Origin of the sequence: Aeribacillus sp. FSL W8-0870 (assembly GCF_037963755.1) — a bacterium.
Taxonomy (GTDB): domain Bacteria; phylum Bacillota; class Bacilli; order Bacillales; family Aeribacillaceae; genus Aeribacillus; species Aeribacillus composti.
Genome location: NZ_CP150165.1, coordinates 2,341,493 through 2,366,700, shown reverse-complemented (window position 1 = coordinate 2,366,700; position 25,208 = coordinate 2,341,493). Strand labels below are relative to the sequence as shown.

At 40.3% G+C, this 25,208-nt stretch carries 23 protein-coding genes; all 23 read left to right on the top strand.

All coding sequences use genetic code 11. The features are described from left to right. The first annotated feature begins 76 nt into the window (after positions 1-76). The 23 genes from NSU02_RS11405 to NSU02_RS11295 all read left to right on the top strand — a co-directional run bounded on the left by NSU02_RS11405 (position 77) and on the right by NSU02_RS11295 (position 25,061). Complete coding sequence (locus NSU02_RS11405; RefSeq protein WP_063386718.1) at positions 77-1,732, top strand: ribonuclease J; 1,656 nt, start codon at positions 77-79, stop codon at positions 1,730-1,732. Positions 1,733-1,852: 120 nt separating this feature from the next. Then, a complete protein-coding gene (locus tag NSU02_RS11400) occupies positions 1,853-2,587 on the top strand; it encodes a ClpP family protease (protein ID WP_066246454.1) in 735 nt (244 codons plus the stop codon). Next, positions 2,584-2,802, top strand: coding sequence for a YlzJ-like family protein (locus tag NSU02_RS11395; protein ID WP_339192930.1), 219 nt, complete (start codon positions 2,584-2,586; stop codon positions 2,800-2,802). The genes NSU02_RS11400 and NSU02_RS11395 overlap by 4 nt, the downstream gene beginning before the upstream one ends. Positions 2,803-2,937: 135 nt before the next feature. Continuing rightward, positions 2,938-5,250, top strand: coding sequence for a DNA translocase FtsK (locus NSU02_RS11390; protein WP_144597757.1), 2,313 nt, complete (start codon positions 2,938-2,940; stop codon positions 5,248-5,250). Between the two features lie 82 nt (positions 5,251-5,332). Further along, positions 5,333-5,461: a YfhE family protein gene (locus NSU02_RS11385; protein ID WP_311066216.1), complete on the top strand. Its 129-nt coding sequence runs from the start codon at positions 5,333-5,335 to the stop codon at positions 5,459-5,461. A 103-nt stretch (positions 5,462-5,564) separates the two neighbouring features. Then, positions 5,565-5,747 carry a YfhD family protein gene (locus NSU02_RS11380; protein WP_063386722.1) on the top strand — a complete coding sequence of 61 codons (183 nt, stop codon included), beginning with the start codon at positions 5,565-5,567 and terminating at the stop codon, positions 5,745-5,747. A 428-nt stretch (positions 5,748-6,175) separates the two neighbouring features. After that, positions 6,176-7,453, top strand: coding sequence for a pitrilysin family protein (locus tag NSU02_RS11375; protein ID WP_339192928.1), 1,278 nt, complete (start codon positions 6,176-6,178; stop codon positions 7,451-7,453). Then, positions 7,450-8,739, top strand: a complete 1,290-nt coding sequence (locus NSU02_RS11370; protein WP_339192927.1) for a pitrilysin family protein — start codon at positions 7,450-7,452, stop codon at positions 8,737-8,739. Before NSU02_RS11375 ends, NSU02_RS11370 begins: the two co-directional genes overlap by 4 nt. Before the next feature lie 18 nt (positions 8,740-8,757). Further along, positions 8,758-9,468: an SDR family oxidoreductase gene (locus tag NSU02_RS11365; protein WP_063386725.1), complete on the top strand. Its 711-nt coding sequence runs from the start codon at positions 8,758-8,760 to the stop codon at positions 9,466-9,468. Positions 9,469-9,541: 73 nt separating this feature from the next. Next, positions 9,542-9,799, top strand: a complete 258-nt coding sequence (locus tag NSU02_RS11360) for a DUF3243 domain-containing protein (RefSeq protein ID WP_063386726.1) — start codon at positions 9,542-9,544, stop codon at positions 9,797-9,799. A gap of 146 nt (positions 9,800-9,945) precedes the next feature. Beyond that, entirely contained in the window at positions 9,946-10,740 is a 795-nt protein-coding gene (locus tag NSU02_RS11355; RefSeq protein ID WP_066246441.1) for a YmfK family protein, read from the top strand. Between the two features lie 15 nt (positions 10,741-10,755). Further along, on the top strand, positions 10,756-11,643 hold the full coding sequence (locus tag NSU02_RS11350) for a RodZ domain-containing protein (protein ID WP_094246010.1): 888 nt from the start codon (positions 10,756-10,758) through the stop codon (positions 11,641-11,643). A 54-nt stretch (positions 11,644-11,697) separates the two neighbouring features. Then, positions 11,698-12,276, top strand: a complete 579-nt coding sequence (gene pgsA, locus NSU02_RS11345) for a CDP-diacylglycerol--glycerol-3-phosphate 3-phosphatidyltransferase (protein ID WP_327862729.1) — start codon at positions 11,698-11,700, stop codon at positions 12,274-12,276. Between the two features lie 18 nt (positions 12,277-12,294). Continuing rightward, a complete protein-coding gene (locus NSU02_RS11340) occupies positions 12,295-13,554 on the top strand; it encodes a competence/damage-inducible protein A (protein WP_339192926.1) in 1,260 nt (419 codons plus the stop codon). A gap of 166 nt (positions 13,555-13,720) precedes the next feature. After that, positions 13,721-14,731 (top strand): recombinase RecA, encoded by a 1,011-nt coding sequence (gene recA, locus NSU02_RS11335; protein ID WP_063386751.1) that lies wholly within the window; start codon positions 13,721-13,723, stop codon positions 14,729-14,731. A gap of 248 nt (positions 14,732-14,979) precedes the next feature. Beyond that, positions 14,980-16,539, top strand: coding sequence for a ribonuclease Y (gene rny, locus NSU02_RS11330; protein WP_063386730.1), 1,560 nt, complete (start codon positions 14,980-14,982; stop codon positions 16,537-16,539). An 82-nt stretch (positions 16,540-16,621) separates the two neighbouring features. Then, positions 16,622-17,416 (top strand): TIGR00282 family metallophosphoesterase, encoded by a 795-nt coding sequence (locus NSU02_RS11325; RefSeq protein WP_063386731.1) that lies wholly within the window; start codon positions 16,622-16,624, stop codon positions 17,414-17,416. Positions 17,417-17,542: 126 nt separating this feature from the next. Then, positions 17,543-18,652, top strand: coding sequence for an IS4 family transposase (locus NSU02_RS11320; RefSeq protein ID WP_339192925.1), 1,110 nt, complete (start codon positions 17,543-17,545; stop codon positions 18,650-18,652). A 353-nt stretch (positions 18,653-19,005) separates the two neighbouring features. Beyond that, positions 19,006-19,266 carry a stage V sporulation protein SpoVS gene (spoVS, locus tag NSU02_RS11315; protein WP_003181955.1) on the top strand — a complete coding sequence of 87 codons (261 nt, stop codon included), beginning with the start codon at positions 19,006-19,008 and terminating at the stop codon, positions 19,264-19,266. Between the two features lie 1,009 nt (positions 19,267-20,275). Then, positions 20,276-22,033: a 2-oxoacid:acceptor oxidoreductase subunit alpha gene (locus NSU02_RS11310; protein ID WP_063386732.1), complete on the top strand. Its 1,758-nt coding sequence runs from the start codon at positions 20,276-20,278 to the stop codon at positions 22,031-22,033. Then, a complete protein-coding gene (locus NSU02_RS11305) occupies positions 22,034-22,900 on the top strand; it encodes a 2-oxoacid:ferredoxin oxidoreductase subunit beta (protein WP_063386733.1) in 867 nt (288 codons plus the stop codon). A gap of 203 nt (positions 22,901-23,103) precedes the next feature. Next, complete coding sequence (gene miaB / locus NSU02_RS11300) at positions 23,104-24,636, top strand: tRNA (N6-isopentenyl adenosine(37)-C2)-methylthiotransferase MiaB (protein WP_094246007.1); 1,533 nt, start codon at positions 23,104-23,106, stop codon at positions 24,634-24,636. After that, entirely contained in the window at positions 24,636-25,061 is a 426-nt protein-coding gene (locus NSU02_RS11295) for a RicAFT regulatory complex protein RicA family protein (protein WP_063386735.1), read from the top strand. Before miaB ends, NSU02_RS11295 begins: the two co-directional genes overlap by 1 nt. Positions 25,062-25,208: the final 147 nt, after the last annotated feature.

Genomic DNA, 25,208 nt, shown 5'->3' with positions numbered 1-25,208 from the left:
TATTCCATTTCTTTCATCAGGTATAATATTGCTAAGTGCTTTGGACGGGGATATTTAGGGAGGATCACTAACACTTATGAAAAAAGCTGAAAAAATTCAACTTATTGCTTTAGGAGGGGTTGGGGAAGTCGGAAAAAACCTGTACATCGTCGAAATCGACTCGGATATTTTTATTGTGGATGCCGGCTTGAAATATCCTGAAAACGAGATGCTCGGAATTGATGTGGTGATACCGGATATTACATATTTGCTTGAACGTAAAGATAGGGTTCGGGCCATCTTCTTAACAAATGGCAGATTGGATCGGATCGGTGCGATTTTCTACATTTTAAAACATATCAATGCGCCAGTTTACGGAACGAAATGGACAATTGCCTTGACAAAAGAAAGAATGAAGCAATATTCTGTTACCGCTGATTTTCGCGAAGTGAATATGCGCAAGCCTGTACATTTTCCTCAAGTGACGGTTTCTTTTTTTCGCACATTCTCAAATATTCCTGATTCTATGGGAGTTTGTTTCCATACGTCAATGGGAGCGATCGTGCATACAGGCGATTTTAAATTAGAGCAATCCTCGATCGGAAGTCATTTTCTTGATTTTGGTAAAATGGCGGAAATCGGTAATAGCGGAGTTCTTTGTTTGCTTTCCGACAGTATCAATGCAGAAAGACCCGGCTTTTCTGGTTCCGAAGCTCTTGCCGGAGAAATGATCAACGATGTTATGTATAATTCGCCTGGAAGAGTTGTTGTATCTGTAGCAGAGACGAATATTTACCGAATTCAGCAAATTTTCAATGCCGCAGTTGAGACTGGAAGAAAAATAGCAATTATAGGGAAATCGTTTGCCAAAATTATTGAGCTTGCAAGACAATTACGGTATTTAAAGGCTGACGATGATTTGTTTATTCCGGTGTCGCATTTAAAAAAGCTTGAAAAACAAAACTCTGTTCTACTATGTGCAAGCGATTCATTCGATCCGCTTGCGGAAATTTCAAAAATGGCAAAAGGCATTCACAAGCAACATCATATAACTTCCGATGATACGGTTTTAATTGCTCAGACCCCAACACCCGGACAAGAACTTATTTATTCGAAAACGATTGATTTGCTGTTTCGAGCAGGAGCCAATGTTGTTTCGATTGATAAAAAAGCGTTTTTTTCTGGTCATGGCTGCCAAGAAGAGCTGAAGCTTATGCTACATTTAATGAAACCAAAATACTTTATTCCCGTTCATGGTGAATTTAAAATGCAAATAGCGCATGCTAAAATTGCGCAATCGATCGGAATACGCGAAGAAAACATTTTTTTGCTCGATCAAGGAGATGTGGTTGAATTCACCCCTAAATCTGCCAAAACGGTTACAAAAGTACCTTCTGGAAATGTACTAATTGACGGGCTTGGTGTAGGAGATGTTGGAAATATCGTGCTAAGAGACCGGCGTTTGTTATCTCAGGACGGCATTTTAATTGTTGTTGTTACGTTAAACAAAGAGATGAAAAAAATTGTCGCTGGTCCTGAAATTATATCAAGAGGGTTTGTGTATGTTCGTGAGTCTGAAAGTTTAATTTCCAAAGCTACGAAAATGGTGCATGACACACTGTCGTCTTGTATGGAAGATGTTTCAATGGATTGGTCAACAATGAAACAAAACATTCGCGACGTCTTGAATCAATTTTTATATGAGCAAACGAAGCGCCGCCCGATGATTTTGCCAATTATTATGGAGGTTTAGACAAAAAGCAGGCCGACGAAGCCTGCTTTTTTCACATTTTTAAAACGGTTTCCTGGCCGCATGAAAAAATGGATTCCGTTCATACTAACATCATAACGGTAAGAAGAAAGGATGATTGGGATGAACGGAAATGCTGATCAACCGACTGTTCAGCCAGTGGAAAAGGGAAGCGAAAATGTAGTTGACAAAATTCAGCAGTTAGGACAAACAAACATTCCGCAAATGGATCAGGAAACAAACATTCATTGTTTGACCATTATCGGTCAAATTGAAGGACATATACAGCTCCCTGCTCAAAATAAAACAACGAAATATGAACATATCATTCCGCAAATTGTGGCGATCGAACAAAATATGAAAATAGAAGGGCTGCTCGTCATTTTAAATACTGTCGGCGGCGATGTTGAAGCAGGACTTGCGATCGCTGAAATGCTTGCTTCGCTTACGAAACCGACTGTATCCATCGTTCTTGGCGGCGGACATTCTATCGGTGTGCCCATCGCTGTGTCATGCGATTATTCATTTATTGCGGAAACGGCTACGATGACGATTCACCCGATAAGGTTAACCGGTTTGGTCATTGGTGTTCCGCAAACGTTTGAATATCTTGATAAAATGCAGGAGCGGGTTATTAGTTTTGTAACAAAGCATTCCAATATTACAGAAGATAAATTTAAAGAGCTGATGTTTTCAAAAGGAAATTTAACAAGGGATATTGGAACAAATGTTATCGGTCAAGATGCGGTTAAGTACGGTTTGATCGATGAAATAGGCGGTGTAGGAAGCGCGATGAAAAAATTGAACGAGCTTATTTTGGAAAGAAAGAATGGAAAAGGAGGGGACATCCTTCAATGATTTTATACACGACTGTTCCTGAAGAGCTCATTTTTCCATCAGATCAAGAAGCTTTTCAAAAAAGGCACATTGTTGAGATGAACGGCATTTCATTATTAATAGAAGAAACGGGAGAAAATCAATGCCAAATCGTCAGAGTGCTTTCAACCAATCCAAACCATTATTTATTGGAATCTGTTTTCCCCGGTCAAAAAGTACCTTTTTTTCGAAGCTAACATTCCTTTTAAAGACAACATCGTTGCTAGCATACCTAAATTCAAGTTTGTATGATATAATATGGACACAAACAGTCGTTCGCAGCCAAATAGTGGCTGCGTTCTTGTTTTACATAATACATAGGTGGGATTAAAGTGGCAAAAGTGAAAAGGAAACGAAAAAAGAGAAAAACGGATTGGCAAAATAAACTAAAATTTGAAATAGCGGGACTTCTGCTATTATCATTGTCGATAATCGCTTTAAGCGAATTTGGATTTGCTGGCAAAGCGCTTGTCGCCTTTTTTCGGTTCTTCGCTGGAGAATGGTTTATTATCTTTTTGCTAGGATTATTATGGTTTTCCATATATATATTTTGGAAAAAGACATTCCCTCATTTTTTAACGAGAAGATGGCTCGGGATCTATCTTATAGTTGGCTCAATTTTAATTCTCAGCCATATGAAGCTGTTTGAAAATTTGTCAAAGGGAGGAGTTTTTGCTTCTCCAAGCGTTATATTGAATACTTGGGAGATGTATTTAAAGGAATTAAACGGGGAGGCAAGCGCTCAAGATCTTGGAGGAGGAATGATCGGCGCCGTTTTTTTTGCTGCATCATACTATTTATTTTCTTCAGGGGGCACCCGAATTATTTCCATTGTCTTGATCATAATTGGTTGCATCTTAATTTCCGGAAAATCACTCGGAAACAGCCTCTCCAAAATTGTTGAGTCCATCGGCCGGATTTTCAAAAAACAATTTTTTGCCTTTGTGGATGATATGAAGAACTTATTTTCCTTAGTAAAAAAACAAAAGAAAAAGCAAAAGAAGCATCGCTCCAATAAGGTTCAGGCTGAAGACGATCAAGAACAAGAAGATGAACATTTAGAAGAAAATACATCTGAACCGATTATTTCCAGTTTTACAGACCATCCAGAAATCGTGACAAATGATAAAAAAGAGCCCGAAAATAATTTAAAGCAGGAACAAATTACGCTTGAAGAAAAGGATGAGCCGATCGCCTTTCAGGAGATAGAAAACAAAGATTATAAATTGCCTCCGATTGATTTGCTGTCTCTTCCAAAATACAGCGGTCAGCATGCCGATAAGCGGAATATTTACGATAATGCGAGAAAACTAGAGCGCACTTTCCAAAGCTTTGGAGTGAAGGCAAAGGTTACCCAAGTACATTTAGGGCCTGCTGTAACAAAATATGAAGTGTACCCGGATGTCGGGGTGAAGGTAAGCAAAATTGTCAGTTTAAGCGATGACCTGGCGCTGGCTTTAGCAGCAAAAGATATTCGGATTGAAGCGCCGATTCCGGGAAAGTCTGCAATTGGAATTGAGGTGCCGAATTCAGAAATTGCGATGGTGTCATTGCGCGAGGTGCTGGAATCCAAAATGAACGATCGCCCTGATTCCAAGCTGCTGATCGGTTTAGGACGTGATATAACTGGAGAAGCGGTGCTGGCTGAACTGAACAAAATGCCGCATCTGCTTGTCGCAGGTGCAACAGGCAGCGGAAAAAGCGTCTGCATTAACGGGATTATTACAAGCATTTTGATGAGGGCGAAGCCTCATGAAGTGAAAATGATGATGATCGATCCAAAAATGGTCGAATTAAGTGTTTACAATGGGATTCCGCATCTATTGGCTCCTGTTGTGACAAATCCGAAAAAAGCGTCGCTCGCATTGCAAAAAGTAGTAAATGAAATGGAAAGAAGATACGAGCTTTTTTCACATACTGGAACGCGCAATATTGAAGGATATAATGAAATGATCAGAAGGCAAAATTCGCTTTCAAAAGAGAAGCAGCCTGAGCTTCCTTTTATTGTCGTCATCGTGGATGAGCTCGCTGATTTAATGATGGTGGCTTCTTCTGATGTAGAAGATTCGATTACACGCTTGTCACAAATGGCCCGTGCTGCTGGCATTCATTTAATTATTGCGACTCAACGTCCGTCTGTTGATGTAATTACAGGAGTCATAAAAGCCAATATTCCATCGAGAATTGCCTTTAGTGTGTCCTCCCAAACCGATTCACGCACTATTTTGGATATGGGGGGAGCTGAGAAGCTGCTCGGAAGAGGAGATATGCTGTTTTTGCCAGTCGGATCATCAAAGCCGATTCGTGTTCAAGGAGCGTTTTTATCAGATGAAGAAGTGGAAAAAGTCGTGAATTACGTCATTTCACAACAAAAGGCGCAATATCAAGAAGAAATGATTCCGAACGAAGATTCCGAGGATCATGGAGATGTTGATGATGAATTATATAATGAAGCGGTTCAACTAGTTGTGGACATGCAAAGTGCAAGTGTATCCATGCTGCAAAGAAGATTTAGAATTGGCTACTCAAGAGCTGCGAGATTAATTGACGCCATGGAAGAGAGAGGGGTAGTCGGACCTTATGAGGGAAGCAAGCCGCGCCAAGTGTTGATTTCTAAAGAAGAGCTGGAGGAACGTTTGTCATAAAAATTTTCGTGTTTTTCATGCAAAAATATTTTAATAACGGGCATACTAAAACTACATTTACTAGAAAGTGAGAGATCGATGGATGGCAAAAGATGCGAAACGTAAAAAAGCAAAAAGCAGTTTGAGCAGCGCCCAAGAAGTCACTTATTCGAGAGCGTTTAAAATGGCTGACAGAGCGGGAGGCTTTTCAGAAAAACATGAAAGCCATTAAAGCATAAAAATGCCAATTATAAAATGCTCCGAACATGTCACCCTAATGGATAGGACATGTTGTGAAAGCAACTGTCTACACCCTCTTTGCGGAGGTGCGCAAAATGGGAAGAGCACATAAGCAAAAAGCGCGTGATAAAAACAAAGCTAAGCTGCCGCAAGTGCCAAAAAATTTGAAGTCAGACGGCAAAAGTATTGAATTTTCAAGAGAGCTTGCCGACAAGGACGATCTTCAAGCATTGGCTCGCTCTGCTGCAGCGGACAAAAGGCAACAGAAAAGAACATAAAGGTTGTTTCAAAAGCTGTGCCTGAAAAATAATGATGAAAGACAACAGAATTCATTTTCTGTTGTCTTTTTAAGTATATGGTATTTTTTTGCTTAAAATTGAACAATAAACTGCAACACACAAAAAAGTATTGGGCAACGATCAATAGTGTGTTTTCTCCGAGAATCTGCTAAAGACTTTTTAATTCCTGCATCTTATCGTATAGTATACCCCTATTTATAGATGTCATAAGTTAGCTGATCTGGCTAGAGACATCCTTGCTTTTTGTTAAATAATTAACAGTAATATAATTATGTAAACTTTAAATAATAATTCATTACGGTGTGATTTCCTTCAATATCCTATGATTGATATAATTACTAATAACGTGTTTTTTCATGATTGGAAACAATAACATATAGAAAGCTTTCAGGCTTAGGAGGGATAGAATGGGTTTTTTACAAGAGCAAGTAAGCGAAATAAACGGGATTCAGCTGCATACCGTTTCATCAAATGCTTTTAAAACAAATTCACTCATTTTAAGGTTAAAGGCGCCGCTATCGGAAAAGGATGTAACCATTCGAGCTTTGCTTCCCCATGTTTTGCAAAGAGGTACAGCATCCTACCCATCCACAACTGAATTAAGGAAATATTTGGATGATTTGTACGGTGCAACACTGCAAGTCGATTTAGCCAAAAAGGGAGAAAACCATATCATTACGTTCCGGATGGAAATCCCGAATGAAAAATTTTTAAAAGATAAGACACCTTTACTGGAAAAAGGGATCGAATTGTTGTCCGAAGTACTTCTTTCGCCTCCTCTGCAAGAAGGGGTGTTCAATCAAAGCATTATCGAACAAGAAAAGCGGACATTAAAACAGCGCATTCAAGCGGTTTATGACGATAAAATGCGTTATGCGAATTTACGTTTAATCCAAGAAATGTGCAAAACTGAGCCGTACCGTCTGCATGTCAACGGAGAGAAAGAGCATATCGATCAAATTTCTCCTCAACAGCTGACAGATTATTATACAAACATGCTGCAGCATGATGAAGTCGATTTATTTGTGATCGGGGATATTGAAAACGAACAAGTGGCTGATATTGTCAGGAAATATTTCCGTTTAACAAAATCCAATCAACAAGCTAGGGCTGAAAGTGTTGAAAAAAAAATTGAGAAGGTTAACGAAGTTATCGAAGAACAAGACATTACCCAAGGGAAATTGAACATCGGGTACCGCACGCACACAACATATAGTGATCATGATTATTACGCATTGCAAGTGTTTAACGGCATTTTTGGGGGATTTCCGCATTCGAAGCTGTTTCTAAACGTTCGCGAAAGGAACAGTCTTGCTTATTATGCTTCCTCGAGAGTTGAAAGCCATAAAGGCTTGTTAATGGTGATGTCAGGAATTGAAATGAAGAACTACGAACGTGCTCTTACGATTATTCATGAACAAATGGAAGCGATGAAAAAAGGAGATTTTACAGATAAAGAATTGGAACAAACGAAAGCGGTGATCAAAAATCAGTTGCTGGAAACAATCGATACCCCTTACGGAATGACGGAAGTGCTGTACCACAATGTTGTTGCGAAAACAAACCGAACTATTGAAGAATGGATCGAAGGGGTAGAAAAGGTCCAAAAAGACGAAATCGTCCAGCTTGCTGAAAAAATTCAACTGGATACGGTTTATTTTTTGAAAGGGGGCGGATCTTTATGATAAAAGAAATTACATTCGATCAACTGAAAGAAACGTATTATTATAAGAAAATGGAAAATGGATTAGATGTTTATGTCCTTCCAAAACAAGGGATTCATAAAACGTATGCGACATTCACCACTAAATACGGTTCTATTGACAATAAATTCGTTCCAATTGGAAAAGAGGAAATCGTTCACGTCCCGGACGGCATTGCTCACTTTTTGGAACATAAGCTTTTTGAAAAAAAGGATGGGGACGTATTTCAACAGTTTAGTGAACAAGGGGCATCGGCCAATGCATTTACATCCTTCACGAGAACGGCATATCTTTTTTCCAGCACGGCAAATGTTGAAAAAAATTTAGAAACGTTAGTAGATTTTGTCCAAAGTCCTTATTTTACTGACCAATCCGTTGAAAAAGAAAAAGGCATTATTGGTCAAGAAATCAACATGTACCAAGACAATCCTGATTGGCGGCTTTATTTTGGCCTCATCCAAAACATGTATGAAAGCCATCCAGTACGGATTGACATTGCCGGCACAATTGATTCGATAAATCAAATTACAAAAGAGCAGCTTTATGAATGCTACGAAACGTTTTACCATCCCAGCAACATGCTCCTGTTTGTGATCGGGCCTGTTCAACCGGAAAAAATTATCAAGCAAGTGGAAGAGAATCAGGCAAAAAAAGATTTTAAAAAGCCAACCAATATTGTTCGTGAACAAGTACATGAAAGAGATGAAGTGTTTAAAACGAGTGAAAAAATTTATATGAATGTCAAGTCGTCGAAATGCTTAGTTGGCTTAAAGGCAAAACATCCTTTCCGAAAAGGGGAAGAGCTGCTTACGCATGAGCTTTCCATGAATTTAATTTTAGAAATGCTTTTTGGCAAAAGCTCAAAGCTTTATTTGGAATTGTATGAAAAAGGGCTCATTGATGATACGTTCAGCTTCGATTATACAGAGGAGTACAGCTTCGGTTTTGCTATGGTCGGCGGCGATACCGACCGGCCGGATGAGCTGAGTGAATATATAAAAGGAGCTCTTATGAAAAGCAAGCAATCGTTATTTACCGATGAGCAGCTGGAGGCCGCCAAAAAGAAAAAAATCGGCTCTTTTTTAAGGGCTTTTAATTCTCCTGAATTTATCGCCAATCAATTTACCCGGTATCAATTTAACGAAATGAATCTGTTCGATGTTGTGCAAGCTTTAGAAAATGTAAACATGGACACGATTGAAGCAGTTTTAAAAGAAGCGATTGATGAAGATTATTTAACAGTTTTCCAAGTTTTGCCGAAATCATAATATTGCGGAGGGGAAATCTTGAAAACAGCGTTAGTAACTGGAGCCAGCGGAGGAATCGGAAAAGCGGTTGTAGAAAAATTGGCTCAGGAAGGATATCAAATTTATGCTCAATACTTTCGAAACATTGAACCGTTAAAAGAAGCAATGGAGTTATATGATCAGATCATTCCAGTTTATGCGGATTTGTCATCGGAAAGCGGGACGGAACAATTACTTGAAAACATTCCAACTTCTATAGATGCTCTTATTTTTGCTAACGGTATTTCCCACTACGGACTGATTCAAGATGTTTTGATGGAAGATTATCAAAAAATTATACAGCTTCATCTCACGTCGCCTTTTTTTATTACTCAAAAAGTAGTCAGTGGAATGATAAGAAAACAAAAAGGAAGCATTCTTTTCATCTCCTCTATATGGGGGCAGACAGGAGCCAGCTGTGAAGCTTTATATTCCATGGCAAAAGGGGGGCAAATTTCCTTTGTGAAAGCACTAGCGAAGGAATTAGCGCCTTCCAATATTCGCGTCAACGCCGTTGCGCCAGGCATGATCGATACAAGTATGAATGATCGATTCTCTCCTGAAGAATTGGAAGATATTAAAAACAGCATCCCCCTTGAAAGAAATGGAAAGCCTGAAGAAGTCGCGAATGTTGTTTTATTCCTTATTAGCGAGCAAGCTTCCTACATTACAGGTCAGGTGATTGCTGTCAATGGAGGATGGTACTGCTGATTCCCTCTCCCGTATAAAAACTGCATGATCAAGGGAAAATAAAAATTGATTAAACGATAAAGGAGGGGAACATATGTCAGTATTGGAAAATTGGAATCAATGGAAAGATTTTTTGGCGGATCGCCTCCAGCAAGCAGAAAGCGGCGGATTGTCCCAAGAGGTTATTTCCAATTTAGCGTATGAAATCGGTGATTATTTAGCAAAGCAAGTGGAGCCGAAAAACCCTGAAGAAAAAATTCTTCACGATCTGTGGAGTGTCGCTTCAAAAGAGGAGCAACATGCAATCGCCAACATGATGGTGAAACTGGTTCAAAATGACAGCGTTCATTAGGATGTTGTTCATTTATTACTGTCAAGTTAGGGCACTTGGTGAAATGACCAAGATGCCCTTTATTTTTTCCTTGCAATTATCCTTTCTTCTTTATCTAAAATGATTTATTATAAATTTATAGGTGTGTTATTTGGGGGTCTTTGAAGGTGGAAAAAACTGAATGGTATTTAGAATATAAAATTCAAAAAAACCGGCCGGGGCTGCTGGGAGATGTTTCGTCTTTGCTCGGTATGCTGAACATTAATATCGTTACGATTAACGGCGTTGATGATATGCGCCGCGGGATGCTTCTGCGCTGCGAAACGATTGAACAAATTAAAAGGCTTGAATCTATTCTGAATACGATGGACAACATAACAGTGACAAAATTGCGGCAGCCTAAACTGAGAGATCGTCTTGCTGTCCGTCATGGATTTTATATTCAACGGGATGCAGATGATAAAAAGACGTTCCGTTTTGTTCGCGATGAACTTGGTATTCTTGTGGATTTTATGGCCGAGCTCTTTAAACAAGACGGTCATAAATTAATCGGCATACGCGGAATGCCGCGTGTCGGAAAAACAGAATCGATCGTAGCGGCGAGCGTCTGTGCGAATAAAAGATGGCTTTTTCTCTCTTCAACCATGCTGAAGCAAACTGTCCGGGAAAGGCTGATTGCTGATGAATACCGGACAGATAACGTGTTTATTTTAGATGGAATCGTCACGATGAAAAGAGGCTCTGAACAGCATTTGCAATTAGTTCGGGAAGTGATGCAGCTTCCGGCAACGAAAGTCGTGGAGCATCCAGATATTTTCGTTCAGAGCTCCGAATATACTTTGGATGATTTCGACTACATTATTGAACTTAGACATCACCCTGATGAAGAAATTACGTATGACGTTGTAGAAAATAATCATCAGCCGTTTGGCCACTCAATTTATAATGGATTTGATTTTTAGAAAGGTGGGTACGTTTTGAGCGAGTTAGGTAACCATCTGAGACAAGCTAGGCTGGAAAAAAACATTTCACTCGATGACTTGCAGGAAATAACTAAAATTCAAAAGCGCTATTTAATCGGCATTGAGGAAGGAAACTACTCGATCATGCCGGGGAATTTTTATGTGCGTGCGTTTATTAAACAATACGCGGAAGCGGTTGACCTTGATCCGGATGTTTTATTTGAACAGTATAAAAATGAAATACCAAGTACATATGATGAGATACCTGAGAAATTGTCCCGCGTTCAAACGCATAAAGAGCTTCCAAAGCCGGCTTCCAAATTTTTAGAGCTGTTGCCGAAGCTTGCCGTCATCGCTGTTATTATTTTGGTGGCGATTATCGTTTGGGTGCTTTCCCAGCGTGGAAGCACAGATGAAGGCGTTCAGACGGAGGACGATACAAAATCCGTCAAAATAGAAACCTCTGGCGTGGAGCCTGAGAAAAAAGAGCAAAATAATATTGTCGATGAAAAAGACCGTTCGGTTGAAGAAACAGAACAAGAGGAGAAAAAAGATGAGAACGCCGAAAATGAAACGAAGCAAACATTGACGGTAAAAGAAGTAAGAGGGAAAGAAACCGTATATGAATTGTCCAATGCGGACAAATTGGTGATCGATATTTCAACCAATGGGAATTCGTGGATAGAAGTGAAGAACGGAAAAGGAAAATCGTTTTTTGCAGGAATGATGCGACAAAATGAGCAGAAAACGGTTGATGTAACAGCGGAAGAAGAAGCAAAAATCGTTGTAGGCGATGCTCGATTTACGACCATTCAAGTGAATGGAGAAGCCGTTTCTTATGAAACGGACCCGAATAAAATGGTTCGGCAGGATATTATCATTTTAAATAACAAGAATGAATAAGTCATCGTATGAGATGGCTTATTCTTTCTTACTTTATGCTAGTGGAGGTACAAAATGAATTTGCCAAATCGAATTACTGTATCAAGAATTATGCTAATTCCAATATTTATGATTGTGATGCTTGGCGATTTTAACTGGGGAAATTGGTCGGTCGGTGAAGTAGTTATTCCTGTCAATCATGTCGTTGGCGCCCTCATTTTTATTTTAGCTTCGACGACCGATTGGATTGATGGATATTATGCACGCAAGCTTGGACTTGTGACAAATTTAGGAAAGTTTTTAGATCCTCTTGCCGATAAATTGCTCGTTTCTTCTGCTCTCATCATATTGGTGGAAATAGGTGCTGCTCCGTCTTGGATTGTCATTCTGATCATCAGCCGTGAATTTGCCGTAACCGGATTGCGTTTAGTTCTGGCTGGGGAAGGAGAAGTCGTAGCAGCTAACATGCTCGGCAAAATAAAAACATGGACGCAGATTGTGGCTATTTCCGCTTTGCTTTTACATAATATACCTTTTGAATGGATTTCGTTTCCATTTGCAGACATTGCTTTGTGGGTTGCGCTCTTTTTTACCATTTTATCTGGATGGGACTATTTCATGAAAAATAAACACGCGTTTGTCAATTCGAAATAACCATGTGGAGGAAAATGTATGAATGTAAATGCTGAAATTATTGCTGTCGGTTCAGAACTGTTGCTTGGACAGATCGCCAACACAAACGCCCAATTTATATCAAGAAAGCTTGCCGAAATAGGTGTTAATGTTTTTTATCATACGGTCGTTGGAGACAATGCTGAGAGGCTAGAGCATGCGATCGAAACGGCAAAAAAACGGTCGAATTGCATCATTTTTACCGGCGGGCTCGGCCCGACAAAAGATGATTTGACGAAAGAAACGATTGCACGTATTTTGAATAAACGTCTCGTGATCGACGAGGCGGCGATGAAAAACATTGAGGATTTTTTTAAACGGACGAAACGGACAATGTCGGAAAACAATCGGAAACAAGCATTAGTTTTGGAAGGTTCTACTGTTTTGCCAAATCATTACGGAATGGCGCCAGGAATGGCGTTAGAGGCGAACGGAATTATATATTTGCTCATGCCGGGTGTTCCGAAAGAAATGAAGCCGATGTTTATCAACTACGGTGTGCCGTTTTTGCAATATCATTACGGGTTAAAAGAAAAAATCATCTCGCGTGTGCTTCGTTTCTTTGGCATCGGCGAATCTCAGCTTGAAACAGATATAGAGGATCTGATTGATCAGCAAACAAATCCGACCATCGCGCCGCTGGCAAAAGACGGCGAAGTAACATTGCGCCTGACAGCAAAACATGAAGATGAGTCGACTGCGCTGAAGCTGATTGACGAAACAGAAAAAAAGATTTTAAGCCGTGTTGGCCGATATTTTTATGGACACGGTGAAACTTCGATCCAAGAGCAGCTTATGAAGCTTCTAAAAGAAAAGCAATATACTATTTCGGCTGCAGAAAGTTTGACGGGCGGTCTTTTTTCCGAACAGCTGACCCATTTTCCAGGCGCTTCGAATATTGTGCTTGGAGGAATTGTCTGCTATACAAACGAAGTGAAGCAGCATGTTCTTGGCGTGTCGGAAGAAACGTTGAAAACAAAAGGAGCCGTTAGCTCTGAATGTGCGAAAGAAATGGCGGAAAATATAAAAAAATTGACCGGCAGCAATATCGGCATCAGCTTTACGGGAGTGGCAGGACCTGATCCTTCTGAAGGAAAAGAAGTTGGGACTGTCTATATCGGTATTCAAATCGACGATCGGCCGACGGCAGTCTTTGAGCTTCATCTTTCCGGTACTCGGGAAGGGATCAGGCACAGAACGGCAAATTATGGCTGCTACTATGTAATGAATGTAATAAAGGAAATGGAAAACCGGTTATGAGTGTCTTCATCCGGTTTTTTAATTTTTATATAATGAAAATTAAAAAACGAATAAATGTTCCCTTTTTTCTTGGCAAACAGGAAAAAACACGGTATATTTATTTTGAAGCTATCAATTTTTTAAGGAGGAAATTGTATTGAATCATGATCGTCAAGCTGCCTTGGAAATGGCGTTAAAACAGATTGAAAAACAATTCGGAAAAGGTTCGATAATGAAGCTTGGAGAACAGGCTGAGCGAAAAGTTTCAACAGTTCCAAGCGGATCGCTGGCATTGGATGCAGCTCTTGGCGTCGGCGGATATCCTCGAGGTCGGATTATTGAAATATATGGACCGGAAAGCTCCGGTAAAACGACAGTGGCCCTTCATGCCATTGCTGAAGTTCAAGCTCTAGGCGGGCAAGCAGCGTTCATCGATGCGGAACATGCGCTCGACCCTGTCTATGCGCAAAATTTAGGTGTTAATATTGATGAACTGCTTTTGTCGCAGCCCGATACCGGCGAGCAGGCTCTTGAGATTGCAGAAGCTCTCGTTCGCAGCGGTGCAGTCGACATCATTGTCATTGACTCGGTCGCAGCACTCGTCCCAAAAGCGGAAATTGAAGGCGAAATGGGCGATGCGCATGTCGGATTGCAGGCGCGTCTTATGTCACAAGCGCTTCGGAAGCTTTCAGGAGCCATTAGCAAGTCGAAAACCATTGCGATTTTTATTAATCAAATAAGGGAAAAAGTGGGCGTCATGTTCGGAAATCCCGAGACAACTCCAGGGGGACGCGCGCTGAAATTTTACTCATCTGTCCGCCTTGAAGTGCGCAGAGCTGAACAGCTGAAACAAGGAAATGATATGGTAGGAAACAAAACGAAAATTAAAGTTGTCAAAAACAAAGTAGCGCCTCCTTTTAGAACGGCAGAAGTTGATATCATGTACGGGGAAGGGATTTCAAAAGAAGGAGAAATCATCGACCTGGGAACGGAATTGGATATTATACAAAAAAGCGGTTCGTGGTATTCTTACCAAGAGGAGCGTTTAGGACAGGGAAGAGAAAATGCAAAGCAATTTTTGCGCGAAAATCCGGATATTCGCGATGCCATTCAGCAAGAAATTCGCAAGGCATATGGCCTTGAAACGAATGAACCTGTGCAAGAGGGGCAGGAAACGTTCGAGCTTTTGGATGAATAATGTACGCACATCTTAGCGTAAGGCTGGCGGAGTAGCCGGTCTTATTTTTTTGATCAAAAAAAGCCCCATCCTTTGTTCGACAAGATGAAAACTTGACAAGGGTTATTCCCACATTTAAAATGGATATGTATATTTTTTCATTTTTGCAATATATTTAACATATTTTTTTGGAAAATGTTATTGGGAGAGTAAATGTGTAATGCCGACACTTTCTTTGTGACAAGTTCATAGCAAGAGGAGGTGAAAGAATGGAACTCATTGAAATCATCTCCATTTTGCTTGGCCTAATCGTCGGTGCAGTTGTTGGTTATTTTGTTCGAAAATCCATTGCTGAAGCGAAAATAGCGGGTGCAAAAAACGCCGCGGAACAAATTCTTGAAGATGCTAAGCGTGAAGCTGAAGCAACGAAAAAAGAAGCGCTTCTGGAAGCAAAGGATGAAATTCATAAGCTTCGTTTGGAAGTAGAAAAAGAAATTCGCGAAAGAAGAAATGAACTTCAAAAACAAGAAAACCGTTTAATGCAAAAAGAGGAGAATCTCGATCGAAAAGATGAATCATTAGATAAGCGTGAGGCGATGCTAGATAAAAAAGAAGATTCTCTAAATGAAAGACAACAGCATATTGAAGAGATGGAAAGCAAAGTGGAAAAGATGGTGCAAGAAGGACAAATAGAGCTTGAACGCATTTCGGGTTTATCGCGTGAAGAGGCGAAACAAATCATCCTTGAACGAGTGGAAAAGGAACTTTCTCATGATATTGCTGTAATGGTGAAAGAAGCAGAAACAAAGGCGAAAGAAGAAGCAGACAAAAAAGCAAAGGCAATTCTTTCCCTTGCTATACAGCGCTGTGCAGCAGATCATGTGGCTGAAACGACCGTTTCTGTTGTGAATTTGCCAAATGACGAAATGAAAGGGAGAATTATCGGCAGAGAAGGAAGAAATATCCGCACTCTTGAAACGTTGACAGGGATCGACCTCATCATCGACGATACACCGGAAGCGGTTATTTTATCAGGATTTGATCCGATTCGCCGTGAAACAGCAAGAATTGCGCTTGACAAGCTTGTTCAAGACGGGCGCATTCATCCAGCGCGAATTGAAGAAATGGTGGAAAAATCGCGGCGGGAAGTGGACGAGCATATTAGGGAAATCGGAGAACAAACGACATTTGAAGTTGGCGTTCACGGTCTTCATCCGGATTTGATCAAAATTTTAGGCAGATTGAAATTTCGAACGAGCTATGGCCAGAACGTGCTGAAGCATTCAATAGAGGTTGCCTTTTTAACCGGATTGATGGCTGCCGAATTAGGTGAGGATCAAATCCTTGCAAGACGTGCAGGGCTTCTGCACGACATCGGAAAAGCCATTGACCACGAAGTAGAAGGAAGCCATGTTGAAATCGGCGTGGAGCTGGCAACGAAGTATAAAGAACACCCGGTTGTCATCAACAGCATTGCTTCCCATCATGGGGATGAAGAACCGACATCGGTAATTGCGGTTTTAGTTGCAGCGGCTGATGCTTTATCGGCAGCACGGCCGGGTGCCCGCAGTGAAACGCTTGAAAATTATATTCGCAGGCTTGAAAAATTGGAGGAAATTTCCGAGTCGTTTGAAGGTGTGGAAAAATCGTACGCCATTCAAGCAGGCCGCGAAGTTCGCATCATGGTAAAACCGGATGCAATAGATGATTTAGAAGCTCATCGATTAGCAAGAGATATTCGCAAGCGGATCGAAGAAGAGCTTGACTACCCTGGACATATTAAAGTGACCGTCATTAGGGAAACTCGTGCGGTTGAATATGCCAAATAAAGTGGTACATGAAAATGTGCCGCTTTATTTTTTTTTCAATTTATGCAAAACTATATAATAAACATTTAGAAAGGAATTCATCATGAAAGTTTTATTTGTAGGCGATGTGGTAGGAGCAAAAGGGAGAGAAATGGTTGAACAATATTTGCCGAAGCTGAAGAAAAAATATAATCCTGAAGTAACAATTGTCAATGGTGAAAATTCTGCACATGGCAAAGGAATAACTATGAAAATTTACCAGAAGCTTCTTTCATTGGGAGTTCAGGCAGTGACAATGGGCAACCATACTTGGGATAAAAAAGAAATTTTTGAATTTATCGATGAAGCAAAAGCGTTGGTTCGACCGGCTAACTTTCCTGAAGGCACACCAGGAAAAGGAATCGTGTACGTGGAAGCGGATGGAAAAGAGCTTGCGGTCATAAACCTCCAGGGAAGAACATTTTTGCCGGCAATCGATTGCCCTTTTCGGAAAGCGGATGAATTGATTCAAGAAGCGAAGAAAAGAACTCCATATATTTTTGTTGATTTTCATGCGGAAGCAACGAGCGAAAAACAAGCGATGGGCTGGTATTTGGATGGGAAAGTTTCTGCAGTGGTTGGCACTCATACACACGTTCAAACTGCCGATGAAAGAATTTTAGATAAAGGAACGGCATTTATTACCGATGTCGGGATGACAGGACCATATGACGGTATTTTAGGAGTTGACAGGGAAGCAGTATTAAAAAAATTTTTAACGAATCTCCCTGTTCGGTTTGAAATCAATGAAGGCAGAGGACAATTGAATGCCGTATTAGTGGAAATTGAGGAAGGAACCGGCAAAGCGAAATCGATCAAACGAATATTAATCAATGATGATCACGTTTATTTTGAATAAATTAAATCACTAGCGTTGCATTAATTTAATTCGAAAATTCCGAATTGAAAAAAGTCCATAAAAAAATCCTTTATAATGGATGGTACAGGTGGTCCCTGTCCAAATCCAATATAAAGGATGAAGCCTATGGACAAGGATACACTATTTTCTTCATTTGGTAAATGGGTCACTCCTCTCAATTCTGTTAAATTTACACAAAGAATTGAAGAGATGAAACAAGATAAATATACGAAAAAATTAACCACAAAAGCGTATTTACTTTTGTTTTTGCATGCTCAACTTCAACAACGAGAAGGACTGCGCGCCATCGCCGATGATGCGTTACTGGATGATTTTCAGCGAGAATTAGGATTGACATCTATTAGTGCTTCACAACTTTCTCGAAAACATCGCAAAGTAAAACCCGAATTGCTCGCAGAAATCTTTCTGGATTTAGTGAATCAAATCCGCCAGATGTCCACGAATTCCTCCAGTCAGGTGAGTGGCTTAAAAATCGTGGATTCTACGACCATTTCACTGAATCTGAAAAAATATCAATGGGCTACGTTTCGCAAAACGAAGTCGGGAATTAAGGTTCATTTACGACTGGTGTTTGTCAATGAAGATACGGTTTATCCGGAAAAAATGGTCATGACCCCAGCAGGGAACAATGATCGAACACAAATGGAACAACTGATCGACGAAACAGATGCCATGTACGTGTTTGATCGTGGTTATGTAGACTACGAAAAGTTCGATTATTACTGTGATAAAGGCCTCTTTTTCGCCTCCCGTCTGAAAAAGAATGCCTATGTTCGATTTCTTGAATCGTTCTCTGTCCCATCCAATTCCTCTATTTTATCTGATTCGATGGTGGTCATTGGGACACCACAAAAACGAACGGAAAATGTCTTTCGATTAATCGAAACATTCGATTCGGACGGGAATCGAATTCGAATCATTACGAACCGATTCGACCTAGATCCAGAAGAACTTGGTGATATCTATCGTTCTCGATGGGCCATTGAACTATTTTTTAAGTGGATTAAGCAACGTTTAACACTCAAACATCTTTATGGAACGAGTCCAGAAGCTGTAGAAAATCAGGTTTACTTAGCTCTGATTTCTTACTGTTTACTCATTCTTATTCAACTTGAAATGAAATCGAAACATTCTCTCACCCAGATTTATCGTTGGCTTCGCGTTTTTCTTTGGAAACCAAGTACCGTGTGGGTGGAACGAATTCAACGGGAATGAGTTGAAAAAAGTCGGCGAAGCGCAGTAGCCATGTAACAATAAAACAAATACATTTATTACCAAATGGATAGTGATCACCTTTAGTTGGTTACTGCCTTGTTTTTCGTTTATCATAAAATATTTTATTCAGAAAATTCTGCATAAAATGTTTTTATTTTTTATGCAACGCTACTGAAATTAAATAAAAAAAATTAAAAATAAGCAGGAATACTGCTAAACTTTAGGGAATATAGTAACTATGGGATGGAACCAATTGTTCAAGAGGTGATGGGTCTTTTGAACAATGCATCTAACAGCATTTGTTCCAATAAATTTTCACGAACCATTGTAAAAAATGAAGGGGGAACTAGGAAATGGAAATATTAAAAGTTTCAGCAAAATCTAATCCGAATTCTGTCGCCGGAGCGCTAGCAGGGGTGCTGAGGGAGCGTGGAGCCGCCGAAATTCAAGCGATTGGAGCTGGAGCATTGAATCAAGCTGTAAAAGCGGTAGCGATAGCAAGAGGATTTGTAGCTCCGAGCGGTGTTGACTTAATTTGTATTCCGGCATTTACAGATATTCAAATAGACGGTGAAGAACGAACAGCCATTAAATTGATTGTTGAGCCGAGATAACATGTTTAAATAAATTAGCTAAACAGTCTGCACTCCTTTTCGGTTGCAGACTGTTTTTTGCTTGTGCGCCCGGCATGGGTGTAATCTATAGGGTGAAAGTCCCGAGCTGCGAAGGCAGAAGTAGCAGTTAGCTTAACGCAAGGGTGTCCGTGGTGACGCGGAATCTGAAGGAAGCGAGCGGCAAACTTCCGGTCTGAGGAACACGAACTTCATATGAGGCTAGGTATCACTGGGTGAGTTTGCAAGACAAAACAAAGCCCTTTCTGCCGAAGGTGATACAGAGTAAATGAAGCAGATGGATGGAAGGAAAGATTACACTCTTACCCGGGGAGGTCTGGCTGGCACGCCAAGTAACCTTGGTAACCTATCTAGTGATAGATAGCTGAACAGTCAGAAGTCAGCAGAGGTCATAGTATTAGTTGGTCTAGAACAACTAAGAAGGACCGAACAATTAAGAGAGAATAGCCCTTGGCATTCAGTGAGTCATGATGAACACAGAAAACGTAGTACCTCACTTGAGGGAGGAAGCGGTGAATCCCGTGGGAGATCTCTTGGAGGGTGGAGTGACCACTGGCATAAAGAGAACAGCTATTCACGGAAGTTATAAAGACTTGCGTCAATTATCTTAATTGAACCGCCGTATACGGAACCGTACGTACGGTGGTGTGAGAGGACGGGAGTTAATCGCTCCCTCCTACTCGATAAAATGTTGATAATATTTATCGGTTTTATTATAATTTCATTATACAGAAGTAGAGAATGGTGAATATTTAAAATTTTTTGTCATTACAAGCATTTAAACTTGTAATTTTGATTATTTAGGGATAAAATTGAAATCGTTTAGGATTATCCCAAAAATTTTAAGGTATGGTGGTTTTGCTGCCAGAACAAGGTTATTATTGCTAAAAATAGCATAATTCATCATCATAGACTTTTCGGCAGGGCAGTGGGCCTCTAAAATACCGGAAATGATAAAGATATTTTAGATCCAAAGGAGTGTAACATAGAAATGGTAAACCAACTCTCATGGAAAGTCGGTGGGCAGCAAGGAGAAGGAATCGAAAGTACAGGAGAAGTCTTTGCAATTACGCTCAACCGGCTTGGTTATTACCTATATGGATACCGCCACTTTTCTTCACGAATTAAAGGGGGACATACAAACAATAAAATTCGTGTCAGCACGAAGAAAGTTCGAACGATAAGCGATGATTTAGATATTCTTGTTGCTTTTGACCAAGAAACGATCGATTTTAATTTTCACGAATTGCGGGACGGCGGAGTTATTCTTGCCGATGCAAAGTTTGGACCGAAAATCCCTGAAGGAAGCAATGTTTCCTTATATTCAGTACCTTTTACGGAAATCGCTTCAGAGCTGGGAACATCTTTAATGAAGAACATGGTTGCAATCGGTGCAACAAGCGCAATTTTGAATCTTGACCCGTCATTATTTCAGGAAGTTGTACAAGACACTTACGGAAGAAAAGGCGAACAAGTCGTCTTAAACAACATGGAGGCGATTAGAAAAGGCGCCCAATATTTAAAAGAAGAATTAGGGTTTGACCGTTCAGATCTTTATTTGGAAAAAGCTGATGGTCAAAAGCGGATGTTCATGATTGGAAACGACGCCATCGCTCTAGGTGCGATTGCCGCTGGTGCACGCTTTATGGCTGCCTATCCGATTACTCCCGCTTCGGAAATTATGGAATATTTGATTAAAAAGCTTCCAGATTTAGGAGGAGCTGTCATTCAGACGGAAGACGAAATCGCTGCAGCCACAATGGCGATTGGAGCCAACTATGCTGGCGCTAGGGCATTTACTTCCTCTGCTGGTCCTGGTTTATCATTAATGATGGAATCGATCGGTCTGTCAGGCATGACGGAAACTCCGCTAGTCATAGTTGATACACAGCGCGGTGGTCCGAGCACTGGACTTCCAACTAAGCAGGAGCAATCGGATTTAATGGCTATGATTTACGGAACACATGGAGAGATACCAAAAATTGTTATTGCACCGAGTACGGTGGAAGAAGCATTTTATGATACGGTTGAGGCGTTTAACTTAGCGGAAGAGTACCAATGCCCTGTGATTGTACTTTCTGATTTGCAGCTTTCTCTTGGTAAGCAAACGGTTGAACCTCTTTCCTATGAATCTATCCAAATTCGGCGCGGAAAACTATTAAATGAAGAATTAGTTCCGGAAGCAGGCAATCAAGGGTATTTCAAACGCTATGAAATAACAGAAGACGGTATATCGCCGCGAGTGATTCCTGGAATGAAAAACGGCATCCACCATGTGACAGGTGTTGAGCACGATGAAACCGGAAAACCTTCGGAAGCTGCCGCAAACAGAAAGGCGCAAATGGAAAAACGGCTTCGCAAATTAGAACAAATAGAGTTCAACAATAAAGTTCATAAAAATGACAAGCATGAAGAGCCGGATATTTTGTTCATCGGCTACATTTCGACAAGAGGGGCCATTGAGGAAGCGATGGAACGTCTAGAAGAAGACGGAGTGAAAGTGAACCATGCGCACATCCGTCTCATTCATCCATTCCCGAAAGAGGAAATTCGCCCGCTCATTGAAAAGGCTAAACAAGTCATCGTTGTGGAGCATAATGCAACAGGACAATTAGCAAATCTTATAAAAATGAATGTCGGATTTGCTGACAAAATTCAATCTCTATTAAAATATGACGGAAACCCGTTCCTGCCGAATGAAATTTATACGCAAAGCAAGGAGTTCACAAAACAAGGAGTGTTGTTCTAAATGGCCACTTTTAAAGATTTTCGCAACAATGTCAAACCGAATTGGTGTCCGGGTTGCGGCGATTTCTCGGTTCAAGCAGCTATACAGAGGGCAGCGGCTAATGTCGGTTTGGAACCGCATCAGCTTGCAGTCATTTCCGGAATTGGATGCTCAGGAAGGATTTCAGGTTATATATATTCTTACGGCTTCCATGGAATTCACGGTCGTGCGCTTCCGATCGCACAAGGTGTAAAAATGGCGAACCAAGATTTAACGGTCATAGCAGCTGGCGGTGACGGCGATGGGTTTGCTATTGGTACGGCGCATACCATTCATTCGATGAGAAGAAATATCGACATTACGTATATTGTGATGGACAACCAAATTTACGGGTTAACAAAAGGACAAACGTCCCCAAGAAGTGATGTCGGTTTTAAAACAAAAAGCACCCCGCAAGGTTCAATTGAATCTCCGCTGTCCGTAATGGAATTGGCGTTAACAGCAGGTGCTACGTTTGTTGCGCAAAGCTTTTCGACAGATTTAAAAGATTTAACTTCCTTGATCGAACAAGCAATTCAGCATAAAGGCTTTTCCTTTATCAACGTGTTCAGTCCTTGCGTTACTTATAACAAAGTGAACACATACGACTGGTTTAAAGAGAATTTAACAAAGCTGAAAGATATTGAAGGATATGATCCTTCTGACAAAAAACTTGCGATGCAAACGTTAATGGAATATAACGGTCTTGTAACAGGTCTTATTTATCAAAATAAAGAACAAAAACCATATGAAGAGCTTGTTCCAGGATTCGGCGAAGTGCCGCTTGCAAAAGCTGAACTGAAACTTAGCAAAGAGAAATTTGACGAATTAGTAGCAGAGTTTATGTAGGAGAGGGGTTCCCCTCTCTCTTTTTTTGATTTCAATTGTTAAAGGAAGAAATCTACTTTTTGCTTATTTCTAGAAATCTTGTATCGAAAATTTTTAAAAAAAGTGTCTTTATTATAAAATAATGGTGCAATATTGTGTTCTGCCACTTAACACGATATACTATAAAACAGTGTACACTTTTAAACATGAAGGAGTAATGCGCCATGAATGAAAAACAACGATTAGCAACCACGTTTGTGAATCCTTCGGACAAAAAATCCGAGAAGGATTACAGTAAGTATTTCGAGCGTGTTTACATTCCGCCTTCTTTAAAAGATGCGAAAAAGCGCGGAAAAGAAGAAGTGAAATACCATAAAGATTTTGTCATTCCTGAACATTTAAAAGGAATGGGAGAAGGCAGAAAGTTTTATATTCGCACATACGGATGTCAAATGAATGAACATGATACGGAAGTGATGGCCGGTATTTTTATGCAGCTCGGATATAAGCCGACTGACAGCACAGAAGATGCTGATGTTATTTTGTTAAACACATGTGCGATCAGGGAAAACGCTGAAAACAAAGTATTTGGGGAAATTGGGCATTTGAAGCCGCTCAAAATGGAAAAGCCGGATCTTATCTTAGGTGTTTGCGGCTGCATGTCCCAAGAAGAATCTGTTGTCAACAAAATTTTAAAGCAGTACCAATATGTTGATTTAATTTTTGGAACACACAACATTCACCGCCTTCCGCATTTGTTGAATGAAGCGTACATGTCGAAGGAAATGGTCGTGGAGGTTTGGTCAAAAGAAGGCGATGTGATTGAAAACCTTCCGAAAGTCCGGAAAGGAAATATTAAAGCTTGGGTCAATATTATGTACGGCTGCGACAAATTTTGCACATATTGCATTGTTCCGTACACTCGAGGCAAAGAACGGAGCCGCAGACCGGAGGATATTATTCAAGAAGTTCGCCACCTTGCAGCGCAAGGGTATAAAGAAATCACGTTACTTGGTCAAAACGTAAATGCCTACGGGAAAGATTTTGACGATATCAAATACGGCCTAGGCGATTTAATGGACGAGCTTCGAAAAATCGATATCGCCAGAATTCGTTTTACCACAAGTCACCCGAAAGATTTTGACGACCGTTTAATTGAAGTTTTGGCCAAAGGCGGCAACCTTGTCGATCATATCCATCTTCCGGTGCAGTCAGGCAGCTCGGAAATATTGAAATTGATGGCACGCAAATATACGCGCGAACAGTATTTAGAATTAGTGCAAAAAATTAAAAAGGCGATTCCAAACGTTTCGTTAACGACTGATATCATTGTCGGCTTTCCAAATGAGACGGATGAGCAGTTTGAAGAAACACTCTCCCTCTATCGCGAAGTCGGCTTTGACAGTGCCTATACGTTCATTTATTCGCCTCGGGAAGGAACGCCTGCTGCTAAAATGAAAGATAATGTCCCGATGGAAGTGAAAAAAGAACGGCTGCAGCGATTAAATGCATTAGTCAACGAAATTTCCGCCCAAAAAATGAAAGAATATGAAGGCAAAGTCGTTGAGGTATTAGTTGAAGGCGAGAGCAAAAACAATCCTGACATTTTGGCAGGGTATACGAGAAAAAATAAACTAGTTAACTTTAAAGGTCCGAAATCGGCGATTGGTCAGCTTGTAAAAGTAAAAATTACAAAAGCCAAAACCTGGACTCTTGATGGAGAAATGGTGGAAGAGCAAATTGGGGTGACATTGTAATGGCGTATACGAAAGACGATATTTTAGAAAAGGCAAAAGAACTGGCGCAAATGATAGCCGAAACAGAGCAAGTTGACTTCTTTAAAAAAGCGGAAGAACAAATTAACGAAAATCAAAAAGTTCGGGAAATGATTGCCAGCATTAAAAGCCTGCAAAAACAAGCCGTCAATTTTCAGCATTTCGGAAAGCATGAAGCTCTCAAACAAGTGGAGGAGAAAATTGACAGCCTGTATGAAGAATTAGATCAAATTCCGATCGTCCAGCAATTTAAAGAATCGCAAATTGAAGTTAACGATCTTCTTCAATTAGTAGCGAATACAATTTCAAACCATGTGACAAATGAAATTATTCGCTCAACTGGAGGCAATCTTTTAACGGGTGAAACAGGCGCCCAAATTCGGAATAAACATGGATCTTGCCATTAATCGTATTAAGGTTTTTTAGGCTATTTTTGAAAAAATAAAAACCGTTTGAGCTTATGAACAATCGGTATTTCTATGATTTCGGCCAACCCTCCCTCATTTTGTTTAAAGACGCGTCAGCGTCTTTTTTAATTTTTGGTACATATTTTC

Coding starts and splice junctions, on each gene's coding strand:
- pgsA (WP_327862729.1), top strand. CDS start 11,698: ATGAATTTGCCAAATCGAATTACTGTATCAAGAATTATGCTAATTCCA.
- NSU02_RS11340 (WP_339192926.1), top strand. CDS start 12,295: ATGAATGTAAATGCTGAAATTATTGCTGTCGGTTCAGAACTGTTGCTT.
- NSU02_RS11375 (WP_339192928.1), top strand. CDS start 6,176: ATGGGTTTTTTACAAGAGCAAGTAAGCGAAATAAACGGGATTCAGCTG.
- NSU02_RS11305 (WP_063386733.1), top strand. CDS start 22,034: ATGGCCACTTTTAAAGATTTTCGCAACAATGTCAAACCGAATTGGTGT.
- NSU02_RS11325 (WP_063386731.1), top strand. CDS start 16,622: ATGAAAGTTTTATTTGTAGGCGATGTGGTAGGAGCAAAAGGGAGAGAA.
- NSU02_RS11395 (WP_339192930.1), top strand. CDS start 2,584: ATGATTTTATACACGACTGTTCCTGAAGAGCTCATTTTTCCATCAGAT.
- miaB (WP_094246007.1), top strand. CDS start 23,104: ATGAATGAAAAACAACGATTAGCAACCACGTTTGTGAATCCTTCGGAC.
- NSU02_RS11405 (WP_063386718.1), top strand. CDS start 77: ATGAAAAAAGCTGAAAAAATTCAACTTATTGCTTTAGGAGGGGTTGGG.
- NSU02_RS11385 (WP_311066216.1), top strand. CDS start 5,333: ATGGCAAAAGATGCGAAACGTAAAAAAGCAAAAAGCAGTTTGAGCAGC.
- NSU02_RS11295 (WP_063386735.1), top strand. CDS start 24,636: ATGGCGTATACGAAAGACGATATTTTAGAAAAGGCAAAAGAACTGGCG.
- NSU02_RS11370 (WP_339192927.1), top strand. CDS start 7,450: ATGATAAAAGAAATTACATTCGATCAACTGAAAGAAACGTATTATTAT.
- NSU02_RS11320 (WP_339192925.1), top strand. CDS start 17,543: ATGGACAAGGATACACTATTTTCTTCATTTGGTAAATGGGTCACTCCT.
- NSU02_RS11360 (WP_063386726.1), top strand. CDS start 9,542: ATGTCAGTATTGGAAAATTGGAATCAATGGAAAGATTTTTTGGCGGAT.
- NSU02_RS11310 (WP_063386732.1), top strand. CDS start 20,276: ATGGTAAACCAACTCTCATGGAAAGTCGGTGGGCAGCAAGGAGAAGGA.
- NSU02_RS11380 (WP_063386722.1), top strand. CDS start 5,565: ATGGGAAGAGCACATAAGCAAAAAGCGCGTGATAAAAACAAAGCTAAG.
- recA (WP_063386751.1), top strand. CDS start 13,721: ATGGCGTTAAAACAGATTGAAAAACAATTCGGAAAAGGTTCGATAATG.
- NSU02_RS11400 (WP_066246454.1), top strand. CDS start 1,853: ATGAACGGAAATGCTGATCAACCGACTGTTCAGCCAGTGGAAAAGGGA.
- spoVS (WP_003181955.1), top strand. CDS start 19,006: ATGGAAATATTAAAAGTTTCAGCAAAATCTAATCCGAATTCTGTCGCC.
- rny (WP_063386730.1), top strand. CDS start 14,980: ATGGAACTCATTGAAATCATCTCCATTTTGCTTGGCCTAATCGTCGGT.